Source organism: Bacteroides mediterraneensis (assembly GCF_025993685.1).
Classification (GTDB): domain Bacteria; phylum Bacteroidota; class Bacteroidia; order Bacteroidales; family Bacteroidaceae; genus Phocaeicola; species Phocaeicola mediterraneensis_A.
Genome location: NZ_DAJPEN010000001.1, coordinates 2,132,565 through 2,151,064, shown reverse-complemented (window position 1 = coordinate 2,151,064; position 18,500 = coordinate 2,132,565). Strand labels below are relative to the sequence as shown.

The 18,500-nt window shown below is 44.9% G+C and carries 8 protein-coding genes, 1 pseudogene and 1 CRISPR repeat array; of the genes and pseudogenes, 4 read left to right on the top strand and 5 right to left on the bottom strand.

The features are described from left to right. The first annotated feature begins 285 nt into the window (after nucleotides 1-285). From OIM59_RS09265 to OIM59_RS09250, 4 genes are read left to right on the top strand one after another with little or no spacing between them, the layout of a single operon-like run. Nucleotides 286-3,372 carry a SusC/RagA family TonB-linked outer membrane protein gene (locus OIM59_RS09265; protein ID WP_303896371.1) on the top strand — a complete coding sequence of 1,029 codons (3,087 nt, stop codon included), beginning with the start codon at nucleotides 286-288 and terminating at the stop codon, nucleotides 3,370-3,372. A gap of 24 nt (nucleotides 3,373-3,396) precedes the next feature. Continuing rightward, nucleotides 3,397-5,007, top strand: a complete 1,611-nt coding sequence (locus OIM59_RS09260; RefSeq protein ID WP_299168857.1) for a SusD/RagB family nutrient-binding outer membrane lipoprotein — start codon at nucleotides 3,397-3,399, stop codon at nucleotides 5,005-5,007. 36 nt (nucleotides 5,008-5,043) lie between these two features. Next, nucleotides 5,044-6,147: an endo-beta-N-acetylglucosaminidase family protein gene (locus OIM59_RS09255; protein ID WP_299168860.1), complete on the top strand. Its 1,104-nt coding sequence runs from the start codon at nucleotides 5,044-5,046 to the stop codon at nucleotides 6,145-6,147. Between the two features lie 10 nt (nucleotides 6,148-6,157). Continuing rightward, entirely contained in the window at nucleotides 6,158-7,336 is a 1,179-nt protein-coding gene (locus OIM59_RS09250; RefSeq protein WP_299168863.1) for a BT_3987 domain-containing protein, read from the top strand. Between the two features lie 118 nt (nucleotides 7,337-7,454). Next, a CRISPR array of direct repeats spans nucleotides 7,455-8,325; the repeat unit is 32 nt; unit sequence CATTTTAGTATCTTTGAATCATTGGAGACAAC. 108 nt (nucleotides 8,326-8,433) lie between these two features. Here OIM59_RS09250 and cas2 read toward each other — a convergent pair. The 5 genes and pseudogenes from cas2 to carB form a co-directional block, all read right to left on the bottom strand. Continuing rightward, nucleotides 8,434-8,766: a CRISPR-associated endonuclease Cas2 gene (gene cas2 / locus OIM59_RS09245; RefSeq protein ID WP_072542877.1), complete on the bottom strand. Its 333-nt coding sequence runs from the start codon at nucleotides 8,764-8,766 to the stop codon at nucleotides 8,434-8,436. Beyond that, a complete protein-coding gene (cas1, locus tag OIM59_RS09240) occupies nucleotides 8,766-9,692 on the bottom strand; it encodes a type II CRISPR-associated endonuclease Cas1 (RefSeq protein ID WP_072542876.1) in 927 nt (308 codons plus the stop codon). Before cas1 ends, cas2 begins: the two co-directional genes overlap by 1 nt. Further along, nucleotides 9,689-14,185, bottom strand: a complete 4,497-nt coding sequence (cas9, locus tag OIM59_RS09235; protein WP_303896365.1) for a type II CRISPR RNA-guided endonuclease Cas9 — start codon at nucleotides 14,183-14,185, stop codon at nucleotides 9,689-9,691. The genes cas1 and cas9 overlap by 4 nt, the downstream gene beginning before the upstream one ends. Nucleotides 14,186-14,363: 178 nt before the next feature. Beyond that, nucleotides 14,364-14,570 (bottom strand): annotated as a pseudogene (locus OIM59_RS09230) (antitoxin HicB); the annotation flags it as partial. Nucleotides 14,571-15,267: 697 nt separating this feature from the next. Continuing rightward, entirely contained in the window at nucleotides 15,268-18,495 is a 3,228-nt protein-coding gene (carB, locus tag OIM59_RS09225) for a carbamoyl-phosphate synthase (glutamine-hydrolyzing) large subunit (protein ID WP_072542873.1), read from the bottom strand. Nucleotides 18,496-18,500: the final 5 nt, after the last annotated feature.

The following is an 18,500-nucleotide window of genomic DNA, read 5'->3' as shown; positions in this document are numbered from 1 at the left end:
CGAAGGCTATATTGGAATAAGCCTGTATTCCAAATTATTTTAAAAAGGTAGAGAAAGAGTGCAAAGATGACAGATGCGGACTGATGCTGCTCCTGCAGTAGAAGGAAGTACCTGTACAGACTTTTCACACCCGTTTTGCAACAAAAACAAACTAGAATTTTAACCGGTTCTTGACTGCTGGCCAATGCGACATTGTCCTGCCTGGAGATGATGTGCCTTGACGGCTGTTGTGAACCCTAAAAATGTGATAACTATTTAATTGTCCAACCAATTCTTAAATCATCTATGAAAATAGAAAGAGCTACTCAACTGCTATTCCTGTTGCTGCTTAGTCAGGGAGGAAATGCAGCGTACGCCAGTTTGCCGAGAGGGGCCGGTGAGCCTTCCGTGCAAGTAACGGCACAAACAAACAAAATCACAGTCAGTGGAACCGTTGTAGACGCGAATGGAGAACCTCTGGTGGGGGTGAGCGTGCTGGAAAAAGCGACCAGCAACGGTACGATTACCGATATTGACGGAAATTTCGCGTTGTCGGTCACAGAAGGTTCCACTTTGGAAATTTCCTACGTAGGTTATAAGAGTCTGACAGTCCCGTCGAAGGAGGCACTGGGTGTGCTGGTGATGAAAGAAGATTCGGAACTTCTGGATGAGGTCGTGGTGACTGCCTTGGGTATCAAGCGTTCCCAGAAAGCCCTGAGCTATAACGTGCAGGAAGTGAAAAACGACGTACTGACAAAGGTAAAGGATGCTAACTTCGTGAACAGCCTGAACGGAAAGGTGGCTGGTGTGAATATCCAGCGCAGTGCTTCGGGAGTAGGTGGAGGTACGCGCGTGGTGATGCGTGGTAACAAGTCCATCAGCGGAGACAACAACGTGTTGTATGTGATAGACGGTGTGCCGATGGGCAACCAGGCCGACCGCTCGGGCGACGGAACAGGTTTCGGCTCGGGACGTACCTCGGGTGAAGGTATTGCCAGCTTCAACCCTGAAGACATTGAGAGCCTGTCGGTGCTGACCGGTCCTTCGGCTGCCGCCCTCTACGGAGCCAGTGCGGCCAATGGAGTCATTCTGATTACCACCAAGAAAGGAGCCGCCGGCAAAGTGAATGTCAATGTGTCTTCTTCGGCAGAGTTTTCGAAAGCCTTTGTGCTGCCGAGGTTCCAGAATACGTATGGCAATGTAAGCGGAGAGGCCGCTTCCTGGGGTGAGAAACTGGCGGTGCCTTCTTCTTACAATCCGGCTGATTTCTTCAATACAGGAACCACCTTTACCAACTCGTTCAACCTGTCGGTGGGTAACGACAAAAACCAGACCTATGTGTCGGGCTCGGCGGTCAACGCGAAGGGCATTGTGCCGAACAACAAATACCATCGTTACAATGCCATGGTGCGGAACACCACCAAGTTCTTCAACGACAAGCTGACCATGGACGTGTCTGCCAGCTATGTGCGTGAATACGCCAACAACATGCTGTCTTACGGTACTTATTTCAATCCGATTCTGGGTGCGTATCTGTATCCGCGCGGAGAGGATTTCAGCAAGGAGAAATATTTTGAACGCTACGATGCGGAGTTGGGCTACAACGTGCAGTCGTGGGCACCGGGCGATTTCGGTATGGCGGTACAGAATCCCTATTGGGTAGCTTACCGTAATATCCGTCCGGAGGTGAAAGACCGCTACATGCTTTATGCTTCATTGAAGTACGACATTACGGATTACTTGAACGTGACTGCCCGCGGTCGTCTGGACAACACCTATACCGAAAGAGAAGACAAGCGTTACGCTTCTACTCACGGTACGTTTGCCAAGCCTTTGGGACGTTATATCTATTCCAATGAGACCTTCCGTCAGAAGTATGCCGATGTGATGGCCAATCTGTCCAAGCCTTTTGCCAACGATTTCTTTGCCAATGTCAACGTGGGTGCTTCTTATGAGGAATACGATACGAAGGGAAGAGGCTACGGCGGACAGCTGCTGCTCATCCCCAACAAGTTTGCTTACGATAATGTGGACCCTTCTACCGGAGTGCCTTCACAGACGGGAGGAGACAGCCGGAAGATGAACATCGGTGTGTTCGGTTCGGCAGAAATCTCCTGGAAATCGGCAGTGTACCTCACCCTGACTGGACGTGCCGACAAACCTTCGCAGCTGGTCAACAGCAAGTCGCCATGGATTTTCTATCCGTCAGTCGGTCTGTCGGCCATTGTGACGGACTTGTTGTCGGACAACCTGCGCCAGTCCATTTCTCCGGTGCTGGGCTTCCTGAAGGTACGCGCTTCTTATACTGAAGTAGGTTCACCGATTCCGTATACTGGACTGACTCCCGGTACGATTACGCACTCCATTGAAGGAGGGGTTATCAAACCGTTCAAATACTATCCGCTTCCGGAGCTGAAACCCGAAAGAACCCGTTCGTATGAAATCGGTATCGACTCCAAGTGGTTGAACAACACTGTTTCGTTGGGAGTGACCTTGTATAAGTCGAACACCTACGACCAGCTGTTGCAGGCCAAACTGTCGGAAACTTCGGGTTATGACTACATGTTCGTACAGGCCGGTAACGTAGAAAACCGCGGTATCGAGCTGACCTTGGGTTACGACCAGACATTCGGTGACTTCTCTTACAGTACCTCGCTGACGGCCACGGCCAACCGCAACAAGATTATCGAACTGGCTTCGGACGTGAAGAATCCCGTGACCGGAGAAACCCTTGACCTGAGCGACATCAAGGTGGGACGTTTCCGCCTGCGTGAAGGAGGAGAAATCGGTACCATCTATGCCGAAGAACGCCTGAAACGCGACCAGGACGGCTATATCGTGTATAACGAGGGACAGACCATTACCACCGAATCGACCGAGCCTTACAAGCTGGGAAGTGTCAACGCCAAGTGGAACCTGGGCTGGAGAAACGGCTTCTCTTACAAGGGCTTCAACCTGAACTTCCTGGTGACAGCCCGTCTGGGTGGTATCGTCATTTCGAAGACACAGGCCGTGCTCGACCAGTTTGGTGTATCGAAGGCTTCGGCAGATGCCCGTGATGCCGGACAGGTGATGGTGGGCAACGTCCCGGTACGACCAAAGGATTATTACGAATCCATCGTCAATCTGGATGCCTACAATGTGTATTCGGCAACGAATGTCCGTCTTCAGGAAGCCAGTCTGGGCTATACGTTCCCCAATTCCTGGTTCAAGGGCACCTCGTTCCACAATGTCAGCCTTTCCGTTTACGGCACGAACCTTTGGATGATTTACAACAAAGCTCCATTCGACCCGGAACTGACGGCTTCGACCGGTACGTTCGGACAGGGATATGACTATTTTATGCTGCCCAGCCAGCGGACTTATGGAGTGAGCCTTAAATTTGGATTCTAACAACTCAAGAAAAACCGAAACAATATGAAGATAAGAAAATATTTGATACCCGCATTATCTGTATTGGCACTGGCTTCTTGCAACTATGAGAAGATCAATACGAATATCTACGGGGTGACAGAAGAAGAAATGAAACAGGGCGGACTGCTGTATGGAGCCCCTTTCCTGGATATGCAGAAACTGGTGATTCCCATCGGTTCTCCCACGGAATCGACCGGACCGGGTAACGACCTGGCCAACACGGATATCATGTCGGCTGGAAACTATATCGGCTACTGGGGCATGAACAACAACTGGAACTTCAACACGGAGTCGACCTGGAATTTTACGGATGGCCGTATGAGTTACGCCTACCAGAACTTCTATTCGAAGCTGTTCCGTGCGTGGAACGATATTTACAAGCATACGAAGGAGTCCGAAGAGCCGGCCGACAAGGAAGTGCAGGCCGTGGCCAATATCGTCAAGGTGATGGGGTGGCTCCGTGCCACCGACGTGTTCGGACCGATTGTGTATACCAATGCCGGCAACGGTGACATTGCCCCCAAGCTGGACGCTCAGGATAAAGTGTACAAGGCCATGCTGGCCGACCTGAAGGAAGCCTCTCAGGTGTTGGGCGGTACAGCCACGAAGGTGCTTTCGGCTTACGATGTGATTTATGGCGGTAATCCGCAGAACTGGACCCGTCTGGCCAATTCACTGATGCTGCGTATGGCGGTACGTGTCCACTTCAAGGACATGGAACTGGCAAAGGAATATGTGGCGTATGCCTTGGACCCTTCACATGGAGGTGTCATCGAGAACATGGCACAGGAAGCCAAGATTCAGAGCACCGACAAACTGCCGCTGATGAACTCTATGCTGCCTACGGTGGAAGATTACGGAGAATGTCGTATGGGAGCCACTATCTGGGCTTACATGCAGGGATATAAAGACCCTCGCCTGGCAGTCAATTTCACCACGGTTTCGGGTAGCCGTTTTGTGGCCCTTCCTCCCACGAACAACAATTCGCTGAACGACCGGGCCAAAGGGGGAGCTTCCAAGCCCAAGGTGAGTGCGGCCTCTCCATTATTCTGGTTGCGTGCCTCGGAGGTTTCTTTCCTGAAAGCGGAAGCCGCACTTTATCAGCTCACGGCCGGCAATCCGAAAGAACTGTACGAAGAAGGCGTGACCAAATCGTTCGAAGAAAACGGCGTGAGCGGAGTTACTTCTTATTTGCAGGGCACGCAGCTGCCGTCGGACGTCAAAGCTTATACTTTGCCTTATAATTACCAATATGCTTGTGTGCTTTCCACAGGCAATGTATCTCCGAAATGGAACGATGCAGACACGGAAGAGGTGAAGTTGCAGAAGATTATCACACAGAAGTATCTGGCACTTTATCCTAATGCCGTAGAAGCATGGACGGAATACCGCCGCACGGGTTATCCTTATTTGCTCAAGCCGGCTCATGACAAGGCCTATGCAAGTATCGGTGCACCGGAAGATGCTCTGACACCCGAACGTTTCCGTTTCGCTCCGGCAGAATACGGTACGAACCCCAACATGTCGGAAGTGCCTACCCTGCTGGGGGGAGACGACCAGGGAGCGACCAAATTGTGGTGGGTGCGCGACAACCGTCCTAAACAACCGAAATAAAGATTAATCTGCTAAAATGTTTAAACAGACTAAGAGATGAAAAGTATCATGAAATATATCGGAGCCTTGCTGGTAGTGGCAGGGTTCGTGGGTTGCTCCGATTGGAATATACCTGAAAGAGAAGTATTCGAAAACCAGCAGGGGCTGGAAAAATACATACCGCTTCTGGAGGCAGAATCGGAAGCCGACCTGACACCTACCATGCGGGAATATTTTGCCAAACTCCGGGAATATCGCAAGACCCCTCACGTGAAAGGATTCGGATGGTTCGGAAACTGGACCGGAAGAGGCAGCAATGCACAGAACTATCTGAAAATGCTGCCCGACAGTGTGGACTTTGTGTCCCTGTGGGGAACCCGTGGCAATCTTTCTGAAGAACAGAAGAAAGACCTGAAGTTCTTCCAGGAAGTGAAAGGTGGAAAAGTTCTTTTGTGCTGGATTGTGCAAAGTCTGGGCGACCAGATGACTCCTCCGGGAAAGGATCCTCAGCAGTATTGGGTTCAGGAAAAAGGAAAAGGTAACTTTATGGAAGGTGTGAAAGCATACGCCAATGCCATTTGCGACACTATCGAGAAGTATAACCTGGACGGTTTCGACATTGACTATGAACCTAATTATGGGCATCGTGGTACGATGGCTAATTCAGATCGGATTTCTGAGAAGTCTGGGAATACCCAGATGTTTGTGTTCATCAAGACTCTTTCTGACCGTTTGCGTCCTGCCGGAAGATTGCTGGTGATGGACGGGCAGCCGGAGAAACTTTCTACGGAAGCTTCCAAGTATATCGATCACTATATTTACCAAGCATATTGGGAATCTCGTACGGAATATGTGATAAGCAAAATACGGCAGACACATTTGGAGGACTGGGAACGTAAGACCATCATTACCGTGGAGTTTGAACAAGGCTGGCGGACCGGTGGAGTATCAGGTTATACGAGTATCCGTCCGGAAATCAATGCCTATCCGGAAGGCCGTCAGATATTCGATTATGCTACCCTCGACCTCCCTGGCGGAAAGCGTATCGGAGGAATCGGTACCTACCACATGGAATATGATTTTGCCAATGATCCTCCTTATAAGTGGCTGAAGGAAGCTTTGTATTTGGGAAATGTAGTTTATCCGGGTAAGTTTGAATAAAAATTGAATTATGAAGAAAATATTGTATTTTGGAGTTTTGGCCGGCAGTCTGCTGGTCAGCTCCTGTCAGAATGAATTATATAAAGATGCGGCCAGTGAATACCAGGCATCGCAGGGAGCCTATATCAAAGGCGGAGAATCGTCGCAGGTCTTTGTGGAAGAAGGACAGGAAGTCGATGTGAAGTCCATCACCGTAGCTTTGGTACAGCAGGAACAGACATCCAGAACGGTGTCGGTGGAAGCCGGTAACGCCTCACAGCTGGAAGCATATAACAAGAAGCACGGTACCACTTACCTGATGCTTCCCCCTGAAATGTATGAGGTGAGCAAGGAAGTCGTGTTCGATTCGAAGCAGACTTCCCAGTTCTTGCCTGTGAAGCTGAAAAATGTGAAGTTCTCCTTGCAAGGAAGCTATGCGTTGCCCGTGAAACTGAGTGGCGGTACGGTGCCGGTCATCTCCGGAGAGGCTGAGTCGCTGATTGTGCTGGAGCAGCGTATCAATACCAAATGCCTGCGCATGAAAGGTTATGGTAGCGAGGATGGAAAGATGTTCCCGGACGATTTCAAGGTAGACCAGTGGACCATGGAAGTGATGGTGAACCGTAGTGCTTATAATCTGAACAACCGTTCTATCTGTGGAACCAAGCTGGTATCCGGTTCCGGAGCTCTCGATGAGATTTATCCTCGTTTCGGCGACGTGACCATCCGTCCGAACCAGTTGCAGATAAAGACTGGTAACTCTCAGATTGACGTGCCTGCCGATGTGTTTACGGCACAGCCCGACACATGGTACATGCTTTCATTCGTGTACGACGGAAAGAAGAACTATGTATATGTGAACGGAGAGCTGGTGGCAGAGCGTGAAATCCGGACAGGTCCTTACGGTCTGGTCGGTTTCTGGATTGGCGGTGCCAATGAGCTGGTGCGTGAGATACGTTTCTGGAAGACGGCCCGCACACCGCAGCAGCTGAAGCAGTTCATGTGGAAGATGGTAGACGGAAGTGACGAGAATCTGGTGTTGTATTATCCGTTGAACGGCAAGAAGCGTGATAAGGACACTGGCGAAATTACAGACGACGAGACCAAGCTTTGGGACTGGAGCAACAATGCCAAGCATTTGCCTCTTTCTACCGGAGCCAAGTTTGATGATAATGGCGGCAAGGGCTTTGTCTTCCCGCTTGTTGATTAGTTTTAGATTTTGATTACGAAAGGCTGTCATTTCCCTTTGGGGAATGGCGGCCTTTTTTTGTGCGGTTTTTGTGAGGAAAGAGGAACGTAGCCCTAGATTTATGTAGATTTTTTGTTTCCATTTTAGTATCTTTGAATCATTGGAGACAACCTATATTGATAGTAGTTACTTGTCCTTCCGGTTGTGATTTGCTTTCATTTTAGTATCTTTGAATCATTGGAGACAACTAGACAAGAACGGGAAAAGCAACTGGCCCGTTGTGATTTGCTTTCATTTTAGTATCTTTGAATCATTGGAGACAACCGGAGTGTTTATCTGTGCTATTGCAGACTGTTGTGATTTGCTTTCATTTTAGTATCTTTGAATCATTGGAGACAACCAATAGAAGAGCTTTTCTCATTAACTGTTGTTGTGATTTGCTTTCATTTTAGTATCTTTGAATCATTGGAGACAACACCCAAATACGATATGAAAGCATTTAAGTGTTGTGATTTGCTTTCATTTTAGTATCTTTGAATCATTGGAGACAACAGAATTTACAGATGAATCATTAAAACTGAGTTGTGATTTGCTTTCATTTTAGTATCTTTGAATCATTGGAGACAACTGAAAGACGCGTGGCGTTCGATGGAACTTGTTGTGATTTGCTTTCATTTTAGTATCTTTGAATCATTGGAGACAACATTCATCCAGTTTCCCGGTCATCGACAGCTGTTGTGATTTGCTTTCATTTTAGTATCTTTGAATCATTGGAGACAACTAGCTCACCGTATTAGATAGATTATCTGCAGTTGTGATTTGCTTTCATTTTAGTATCTTTGAATCATTGGAGACAACATAACAGCAGATACAAGTCCATCCCCCGCGTTGTGATTTGCTTTCATTTTAGTATCTTTGAATCATTGGAGACAACATTTACCGACTTTGCTACCCTTATCAAAAGTTGTGATTTGCTTTCATTTTAGTATCTTTGAATCATTGGAGACAACACGATTGTAGTTATTCGCTGTTTATCAGTGGTTTAGGATGAGTTTTAGAAAAAAGAATTTGTTGTTTCTCAAATAATAAATCCCATATTCAATATGGGATTTATTATTTTAAAAGAGTTCTAATTGTTGACCTGGCGTTTTTACCCCACTGGCTTTTTTCCCATAAAAGAGTTCGATTTCACCAAATTGTTTGTCTGTAATGCATAGGATTCCTACTTGTCCATGTTCTGGAAGGAAAGATTTAACTCTTTTTATATGAACGGCTGCATTTTCACTACTGGCGCAGTGACGTACATAGATGGAAAATTGAAACATGGTGAATCCATCTTTTTGTAGATTCTTGCGAAAGTCTGTATAGGCTTTTTTATCTTTCTTTGTTTCGGTTGGTAAATCAAAAAGAACTAGAATCCACATAACTCTGTATTCACTGAAACGGTCCATTATAATTCTGGATAGATGATTTTACGTATTTCTCCAGAAAAACATTTGTATAAAGAAGCTGTAGTCTGACCTGCTGCTACCATTAAAGGACTTCTTTTCCCGTTGATTCTGACCTCTATGGTGGGGATAGATAATAAGGTCGCTTTTGCTTCTTTAGTAAGTTCCAGAGTATTTTTAGCGTATAAGGTATAGACAATCTGGTCTACAAACGGTCGATAGGGTTCCATGATGTCATCAGCTAAGCAATAGGCGTTATATCGGTTATGATGGTGAATCCCTAATGTAGGCAATAAACCACTTGTTACAAGACTTCGTGCAATCACTGCACGGAGAATGGCATAACCATAGTTCAAAAGATTATTGGGAGGAAGGCCTTCCCGTTCTCTTGTAAATTCTTTAATGTCGTGAAACAGTGTTTTCCAGTAAAAGGCTGCGGCCCGGGCTTCAAGGTTATCTGGGTCTCCACTACGGACATCATTAGCCCATATTCGCATGCATTTGATGTCTTCTTTTATGCATGAGGTTAGGACAGCTGCCTGGTTATTAATTTTGGATTGGATGGTTTGTTGCCATAGCTGTTTCTTTAAAGGAAGAGAAGCATCCAGTTGCTTTCGGAAGCGTTCGTTTTGAGTAGTATTCCCATAGAGGGGAAGCATTAACCCTACGGGCATACTCTTGCTATCACAGGTGATAAGGGCACAATTGTTTTCGAGTAGGGCTTCAATAGCTCCAGAAGTGATTGTGATTTGTTTATTGTCCAATACCACTACTCCTATATCTTCAATCGGTCGTGTGATTTCAGATTGGCGCTTCATGGTTTCCGGAAGTGAAGCGTTTTTCTCCACTTCCGGTAATTTTATGACAAGTTGGGCATTTCGTAAGGATAGGTATGCCGGATTTCCAAAATACAATGTTTTTTTTATCATAAGCTAATTGATGAAGTTATATTTCCTAGCCTGTCTATTTTAATGGGAATGCATATTTCTTTTATCATTTCATTTTGCCAAGATTTTTGTGCTTTGTTATTACTCCCGAGTTCAATAGTCTGAATTATGGGATTTGCTACAAAGTATGGTATGAAATGACATTCCCCCTCTGTACAACTTACCATCTTGTAAATCCTGTCTTTTTGTATTGGTTGATTGATGTGCCCACATTTTATTTCCTCTTGAGTTGGAACATATACTAAATCATTAGGAGACAAAACATATTTAGGCAGATTTCCTTTACTGTCTTCAGGTGCCGGTGACAATCCTTTTTTCAGCCGTTCAATGACCACATTTAATGAAACAGAGGCGAAACTGCGTTTGTGCTCTGTTTCGTATATGGCAAAAAATAAGTTTGTACCTTTAGCAGCTTCTACGAACTTTTCTGATTTGTTACCCGTTTGTCCTACTGTAAACTTTTCAGCTTGTTCGTATGTCCGCACTTTATATATTGGTTGATGCCATTTGCCATTATTTAAGGATATAATGTTTTTGTTCATCCATTCAATGCCTTCAGGGGAAAATGCTTGGTTTGGATCGTTATTATTTTGCTCTAGATGATGTAATAGAATTTGTTGTATTCCTGTATCCGCAACTTTTTCTTCAATTTTCTTGTTATTGAAACTTGTATCTAGGGATTCGCGGCTTGCAAAGAAACGTTCTTTTCCCTCTTTTGTGAAAGAATAGAATTGGATTTTCTTCAGGTTTACATCCTGCCAAGTATCTTTATTTTCCTCAAAATATTTTTTTATTTGCTTTTCGTTAAATCCTTGTTGCAATAATTCTTTTATTCTTTTCTTTAAATCTTTTTCTACAATCCTTTGTGGATTTTCTAGCGCGGCTTTTAGAGAGACGGTGGTTATTTTGCGTAAATTAATCTCTCCATATACAGTCTCTTTGTGCATGGGTTTACGGATAGCCCAGCTATCTCCTGTTTCTTGCGCACATTGTACCTTTTTCCCATTTTGATAGCGGAAATAGTGATTAGTCGTTTTATTGATGATACGTAAATTTTGCTTGAAACTGACAATAATATTCGCCAGAGTTGCATAAACATCTTGGGTAAATGTTTCCCATGGTTTGTTTATTATCCATTGATAATTCCCTGAAGCATCGGTTTTTGTCTTTTTACATAAAATCTGACGCAAGTCCAAACGTGAGATTTTTGCATTTTTGCTGGCTGATTCATTGTTCAGATAATTGACTATATTCCGATTGGCACAGGCTATGACAATGGCATCCATGGCGTGATGACGATGGTCAATACGTTTTTTGTTGAATCCCTTTTGTAATGCTAAGGGCATGGTGGGGATTATCTTATTGTTAGTATTGGTTGTGGTGAAGTGGTCGCTGTTTGTAATTTCATTTAACCGCAAGAAACGAGGTAGAATAATTTTATTCCATATATCATTAATTCCCCAGTCTTTTTTCAGACGGTCGGTAACACCCCCGGTACAAACAATGATATTTTTGGAAGTGGCCTCAGATTCTTCTTCACGAACAATATTCGACAATAATGATTTGATAAACTTGCTGATGTAACGACTGTCGTTTAACTGCCGTTGGATAAACTGTTCAGGAATATCTTCCATCAACAGTTTCTTCATCTTGACCGGGTTGTATGAGTAGTGTTCTTTTACAAACAATTCATAGGCTTCTACGGTTTGTATTTTTACTTTTTGTCCGAAGCCTAATTCAACTATTTTCCCTGAGTTGTTCTTTATGAACTCATAGCCTAGCATATTTCCTTTGAGCTTGTTGACCTCTGCTTCACAAATAACTTTGTTTGTGAATGAATCATCAAAGTAGCGAGATTGTGGGATAATATGTTCAATTTCGTAGGCAGGAGTAAACAGTTTTCCCAATGGAATCATGGCTCCCGTATAAGGTGAGCGATATTTCTGTTCCAGCCAGCATTTGTAGCGTAATACATCAGAAGTAGAGGGGCGTTTTTTTGCATCAGTTTCATTAAACTTTTTCAGGATAGTGGCTATATCTTCCGGCATATTTTTAGCTTCTTCGTGTAAGACTTCTTCTTCATATATGCGTAATAAATCCTGTTGATTGGGAGAGTGGGGACGTACATTCTCGATTTCAAATTCCGGCTTTGCAAACTCAGTGAGAAGTGTCTTGATACGCAGATTGGTATTTTCGTTTTCTTGTATTTGTTGGGTGAGTCTTTTGCGTTTTTCCGCAGGATTCTTCATTTCACGTCCCAATTCGACATGAATTTCATCGATATGGCCTATTTGTTTCCATATATCGCGTACAGTACGTAAAGTTTCCATTATAATCTGCTCCACGATAGGATTATGCAGTGAATGTTGCTTGAATGATTGTAAGTAAGCATCAATATCTGAAGGTTGCTGCCATTTCGTAATGTCTTTTATTTCAGAGTGTCGGTTATATACAATATAGCATGCTAACCATGAAGGTAGTCCCTGGAATGAAGAGAGGCTATCTAAATGGATAGTCTTTTCTTTTATTCTGTGTGCGGTTGCTTCGTCCATTTCTCCGTTCAGAATTTGATGGATGCGGGTGAGGGTTGCGTTATCTATTGATTCTGGATGCCAGTATTTTCCCATTCGCATGAGAGGAAGCAGTTTTTTGAGGGCTTTGGCAGAATAGGAGCCATAGTCTTTTTTGAATGGTGGTATTTGTTGGAAAACATCTGCAAACTTATTTCCCAACTTGTTTTTATCAGCAAAATGTAGCAATGCTTGCCGGAGTTCTTCTTTATCTGAAATGGAATATAAAATATGCCAAAGTTTTTCTTCCATATCGGTAGTCAGAAGCGATTGGTCTATACCTGCTTTTCCCCAATAGAATAGTATTCTGGAATGTGTCTCATTGCAGGGATATGTTTTATCTTCCACGTAATTCCAGCGATAGTTTGCCACATTTTTCTTTAATCCAAATGCTGGATATTTGAGAAACGCATCTTGTTTGATTTCTTTCTTTTGGTTGAGCCAATCAAAAAGATTCACATAATCGTCTGCATTTTTCAGAAATTCATTAGTTACATCTATGTCTGTGGTGAACTTTCCATTGAGGGTCCCTTCTTTTTGATAGATTCTCAAATTGGACAGGAACTGCCAAAGACGGAATTCCTGGAAGAGGGGATGAGATTTGGCAATACATTTCACCGGGACGGTATGGATTTCTCCGGTTTCCTTATCTACATAAGTATGCTCCTCATACGGGCAGTCGCTGATGAGTGATTTCTTGCTTTTCAGTGGACGTTGATAGAATATGACATCCTCAACGAGCAATTTGGACATACTATATTTAGAAATTGTATTGCGATGTGCTTCGTTGCTGGGATACAACTCTTCAATGCAGGCTTGCAACAAGTTTTTGTCCTGTAGTTCGGGGTGGAACTTTTCTTGTGTCGTTAGTATTTGATAGAGTTCTTCCTTGTAATACTTACGTTCGATGGTGCGAATCAGTTTTCCTCGAATTTTTTGGTCGGGTGCTTGTAATAATGTATCGTAAATATAAGTACCAACTTTCTTTCCTGAAACGTTCAGCTCTTTTTCGGTTTTAGCTTTGACAAGTCCCCATTGTTCTTCCCATTCCTTCTCAGTGGGAATTTTAAAACGGCGGGTGAGCTCTCCATTTTCATCACATTTGTCATTTCCATTTTTATCCAAATCTATGCTTACTATGATATCTTTCTTTTGCCCTTTCCAGTCGGGCATGTTTTTCCCAAACCATTTACCTTTTTCTCCATTTGCTAAAGTGAGGATAAAGATTTTTAATCCTTTATAAATTTCTCCAGTATCAACGATTTCTGTTATAATTTGATTGTCAAAATATTGCCTTGTCTTAGGTGCGGGCTTTTCGGCTTCTTCTTCCCGTAGTTGGTAGTATCCTCTTTTTTGGTTGAAATTTAGAAGAATCCAAGCCAGTTCTTCTTTCTCTATTTTTTGTGTAAGGGCTTTTTTGCGTAGGTAGAATAAAGTCCAGTCGTAAGGTACCTTTTTAGCACTTCCATCTTTTTGTGAAAAGTCTTTCAGCATTTCTTGAAAAGATTTTTGAAAGATAAAGTGTGGTAAATGGTTTGCTCCTTTTTCCCAAGCTAGCTTTGGCTCTGAATTAGCTATAAATTTTCCATATCGGTCTAATTGAGCAGCGTAAAGGGGTGGGAGGAACCCTAATAGTTGCAATACGCGGTGTAGTCTTTCCCGGCGAAGCTTTTTCCGTTCATATAATCGTCGGGTATTGCGGTATTGTGTGCGGTTAGCTGTTTGTGAAACGGTATTTCCTTTATTGAAATCTCCTAATTGGGCGGCATCCATAGGAATAATTCTGCTGCCTGCCGCGTTGATTCCTATGAGTTGTTCTTTTTGAGTGTTTTCATCAGTTGTGGCATTAATAACTGCCCATCCTATGCTGTTGGTTCCTAAATCTAATCCTAAAATGTGCTTCATAACTTTGGTTTATTGGGTTGTTTTTCAAAGCTACTAACTTTTTATGAGAAATGTTTGTTTCTCCCGTTTTTTCTTCCTAGCTTTGTAATACTAAAATGAAGCAAATCACAATAAGGATTATTCCGTTGTGAAAACATTTAGGCTCTTGCCCATCGTCCTTTATCGGTGGGCTTTTTTATGCCGTTTCTGTTTTGAATCTCAGTGTAAATTCTCCCTTGAGTATTTCGCAAGGATTTGGGCTTTCTTTTAGATATAGATCAATGGCTTCTGTCATGTGTTTTTCAATTGCTTTCAGGTCATTGCCTACTGTGATAATGGGAACTCCTTCGATGTAGGCACTCAAGTTGCTGCCTGCGTTTTCTACAATTACTTCAACTGCTTTCATGACTGTTATTGTTGTATGGAAAAGATATGGACTTAATAAGCATATACATTGTAAAGCTATCTACTCTTCTGGTGTTTTACCAACCCAAAAGGCCATGATACGAAGCTACGTGTCATTTGTGGGTACATCGTTTATTATGCTTTATGGAATGCAATAAAGTCCTCCCACGTGGAGTTTTCTTACAATACTATAAGATTTATTATCGGGGAAGGACTATTGATAAAAACATGCGTAAATTCAAAAGTTATACCTATAGATTGATTTTAAAATCAAAAAAGTATCTTATAGCCACTCCAATAATGATTGCCACCAGTCCGAGGACTATATCGGTCATATTCCATTTTCCTCCATAATAGTGGCATCTGTCTGAATTTTCTTTCATTGCGAGTAAGATGACACCTACTGACGGAGAAAACAAAATGGTAGCCAAAAGGTAGGTCACAAATCCAATTATATTATTCTTCATATTGTTTAAGTTTACTGAATTATAATATTATCTGTATTCTTGTGAAGCCGCAAACACAAAGGTAGTTTAAGGTGTTCCGGCATAAAAAATATTTTTACGCAAATGTAATCATATATTTTTTCATAGCAAGTTAATTTGCGTCGGATGATAGATAAAAAATCCCCTCCCAAACTCATTCATAACGGAGAGTTCGGGAGGGGATAATTTTATCTATATCTTCGGCTGTACGGATTATTTATATTCGTCCCAGCTCTTGATTGCAATGTCGTCGATGCTCATCGTGCAGAAGGCATGGATGAAGGCGCTTGCCAGACGAGCATTCGTAATCAACGGAATGTTCAGGTCGATGGCAGCACGGCGGATTTTGTAACCGTTGTCCAGCTCGCCGGCGCTCAAATCACGCGGAATGTTGACTACCATGTCAATTTCCTTCTTGTGTAACATTTCCAGTGCCTGCGGTTTGCCTTCTTCGCTCGGCCAGAATACGCGGGTGTTCTCAATGCCGTTTTCAGTCAGGAACTTGGAAGTACCACCTGTAGCGAAGATGTTGTAGCCTTTGTCCTTCAATTCATGGGCAGCTTTCAGCATTTCCACTTTCTGCTTCGGTGTGCCGGTAGACATCAGGATGTTCTTTTCCGGAATGCGGTAGCCTACAGAAAGCATGGATTTCAGTACGGCACATGAAGTGTCTTCACCGATACAGCCTACTTCACCGGTAGAAGCCATGTCGACACCCAGTACCGGGTCGGCTTTCTGCAAACGGTTGAAGGAGAACTGACTGGCCTTGATACCTACATAGTCGAGTTCGAAGAGGTTCTTTTCCGGCTTTTCTACCGGCAATCCCAGCATGACTTTCGTAGCCAGTTCGATGAAGTTGATTTTCAATACCTTGCTGACAAACGGGAACGAACGGCTGGCACGCAGGTTACATTCAATCACCTTGATGTCATTTTCGCGGGCAAGGAACTGGATGTTGAACGGACCGGAGATGTTCAGTTCTTTCGCAATCTGACGGCTGATGCGCTTGATGCGGCGTACGGTTTCTACGTACAGTTTCTGCGGCGGGAACTGGATAGTGGCGTCACCTGAGTGAACTCCGGCAAACTCGATGTGTTCACTGATGGCGTAGGCAACGATTTCACCGTTCTGTGCCACGGCATCCATCTCTACTTCCTTGGCATGTTCGATGAACTGGCTGACTACTACCGGATGCTTCTTGGATACGTTGGCGGCCAGCTGCAGGAAGCGTTCCAGTTCTTCCTGGTTGGAGCATACGTTCATGGCAGCACCGGAGAGTACGTATGACGGACGAACCAGAACCGGGAAGCCAACTTTCTGGATGAAGGCGTTGATGTCTTCCATGGAAGTCAGTGCGCTCCATTCCGGCTGGTCTACGCCGATGCGGTCAAGCATAGCCGAGAACTTGTCGCGGTCTTCTGCGTTGTCGATGCTCTTGGCAGAGGTGCCCAGGATGTGGATGTGCTGTGCATCCAGACGGAGAGCCAGATTGTTTGGAATCTGTCCGCCGGTAGATACAATCACACCGTGCGGGTTTTCCAGGTCGAGGATATCCATTACACGTTCGAAGGTCAGTTCGTCGAAGTACAGACGGTCGCACATATCGTAGTCGGTAGATACGGTTTCCGGGTTGTAGTTAATCATGACGGAACGATAGCCTTCCTTGCGGATGGTGTTCAGGGCCTGAACGCCGCACCAGTCGAATTCTACGGATGAACCGATACGGTAGGCACCTGAACCGAGTACGACGATACTCTTGTGGTCACCCAGGTAGTGTACATCGTTGGCCACACCGCTGTAGGTCAGATACAGGTAGTTGGTCTGTGCCGGATATTCAGCGGCCAGTGTATCGATTTGTTTCACTACCGGAACGATACCTACGCTCTTACGGTGCTTGCGGATATCGAGGATGGCATCTTCCATGTCGCCTTCGTAACCGATGGCGCGTGCCACCTGGAAGTCGGAGAATCCTTGACGTTTTGCTTTATAAAGAAGTTCGTTCGGAAGCTGTGACAGCAGTTTGTGGTTGTTGCCCCACTCGTGCAGCTCTTTGGAAGTCTGCATGATGTTCATCAGCTTGTCGAGGAACCATTTGTCAATCTTGGTAAGGTCGTGAATCTGGTCTACGGTGTAGCCGGCGCGCATGGCTTTTGAGATGACGAAGATACGCTTATCGGTCGGTTCGCGCAGGGCCTTGTCTACATCGGCAATCTGGAGTTCCTTGTTTTCCACGAAACCGTGCATGCCCTGACCAATCATACGCAGACCTTTCTGGATGGCTTCTTCAAAAGTACGTCCGATGGCCATGACTTCACCTACTGACTTCATGCTGGAACCCAGCTCGCGGTCTACGCCGTGGAACTTACCCAAGTCCCAGCGAGGAATCTTACATACCACGTAGTCCAATGCCGGTTCAAAGAAGGCAGAAGTAGTCTTAGTGACAGAGTTCTTCAGGTCGAATAATCCGTAACCCAGACCCAGCTTGGCAGCGACGAAAGCCAGCGGATAACCGGTTGCTTTAGATGCCAGGGCAGAAGAACGGCTCAGACGGGCGTTTACCTCAATCACGCGGTAGTCTTCCGATTCCGGGTCGAAGGCATACTGTACGTTACATTCACCCACGATACCGATGTGGCGGATGATGCGGATGGCCAGTTCACGAAGTTTGTGGTATTCGCTGTTGGTCAGTGTCTGTGAAGGTGCGATAACGATACTTTCACCGGTGTGGATACCCAGTGGGTCGAAGTTTTCCATGTTGCAGACCGTGATACAGTTGTCGAAGCGGTCGCGCACTACTTCATATTCTACCTCCTTCCAGCCTTTCAAGCTCTTTTCTACCAAGACCTGCGGAGAGAAAGAGAAGGCTTTTTCGGCCAGCACGTTCAGTTCTTCTTCGTTGTCGCAGAAGCCGGAACCCAGACCTCCCAGTGCGTATGCTGCACGGATGATGACCGGATAGCCCAGTTCCTTAGCAGCACGGCGGGCATCTTCGATATTTTCTACCGCTTCACTCTTGATGGTCTTTACATGGATTTCGTCCAGTTTCTGTACGAACAGCTCACGGTCTTCCGTATCCATGATGGCCTGTACCGGAGTACCGAGTACGCGGGCATTGTACTTTTCGAATACGCCTGCCTTGTAAAGAGCTACACCGCAGTTTAAGGCTGTCTGTCCACCGAACGACAGCAGCACACCGTCGGGACGTTCCTTGGCGATGACTTTCTCTACGAAATAAGGAGTGACGGGCAGGAAGTAAATTTTGTCGGCCACACCTTCCGAGGTCTGCACGGTGGCAATGTTCGGGTTAATCAGAATGGTTTCGATACCTTCTTCCTTCAGGGCTTTCAGGGCCTGTGAGCCGGAGTAGTCGAATTCACCTGCTTCACCGATTTTCAGGGCTCCTGAACCTAATAATAGTACTTTCTTTATGTTATCTTTCATATTCT

Coding starts and splice junctions, on each gene's coding strand:
- OIM59_RS09265 (WP_303896371.1), top strand. CDS start 286: ATGAAAATAGAAAGAGCTACTCAACTGCTATTCCTGTTGCTGCTTAGT.
- OIM59_RS09260 (WP_299168857.1), top strand. CDS start 3,397: ATGAAGATAAGAAAATATTTGATACCCGCATTATCTGTATTGGCACTG.
- OIM59_RS09255 (WP_299168860.1), top strand. CDS start 5,044: ATGAAAAGTATCATGAAATATATCGGAGCCTTGCTGGTAGTGGCAGGG.
- OIM59_RS09250 (WP_299168863.1), top strand. CDS start 6,158: ATGAAGAAAATATTGTATTTTGGAGTTTTGGCCGGCAGTCTGCTGGTC.
- cas2 (WP_072542877.1), bottom strand. CDS start 8,766: ATGGACCGTTTCAGTGAATACAGAGTTATGTGGATTCTAGTTCTTTTT.
- cas1 (WP_072542876.1), bottom strand. CDS start 9,692: ATGATAAAAAAAACATTGTATTTTGGAAATCCGGCATACCTATCCTTA.
- cas9 (WP_303896365.1), bottom strand. CDS start 14,185: ATGAAGCACATTTTAGGATTAGATTTAGGAACCAACAGCATAGGATGG.
- carB (WP_072542873.1), bottom strand. CDS start 18,495: ATGAAAGATAACATAAAGAAAGTACTATTATTAGGTTCAGGAGCCCTG.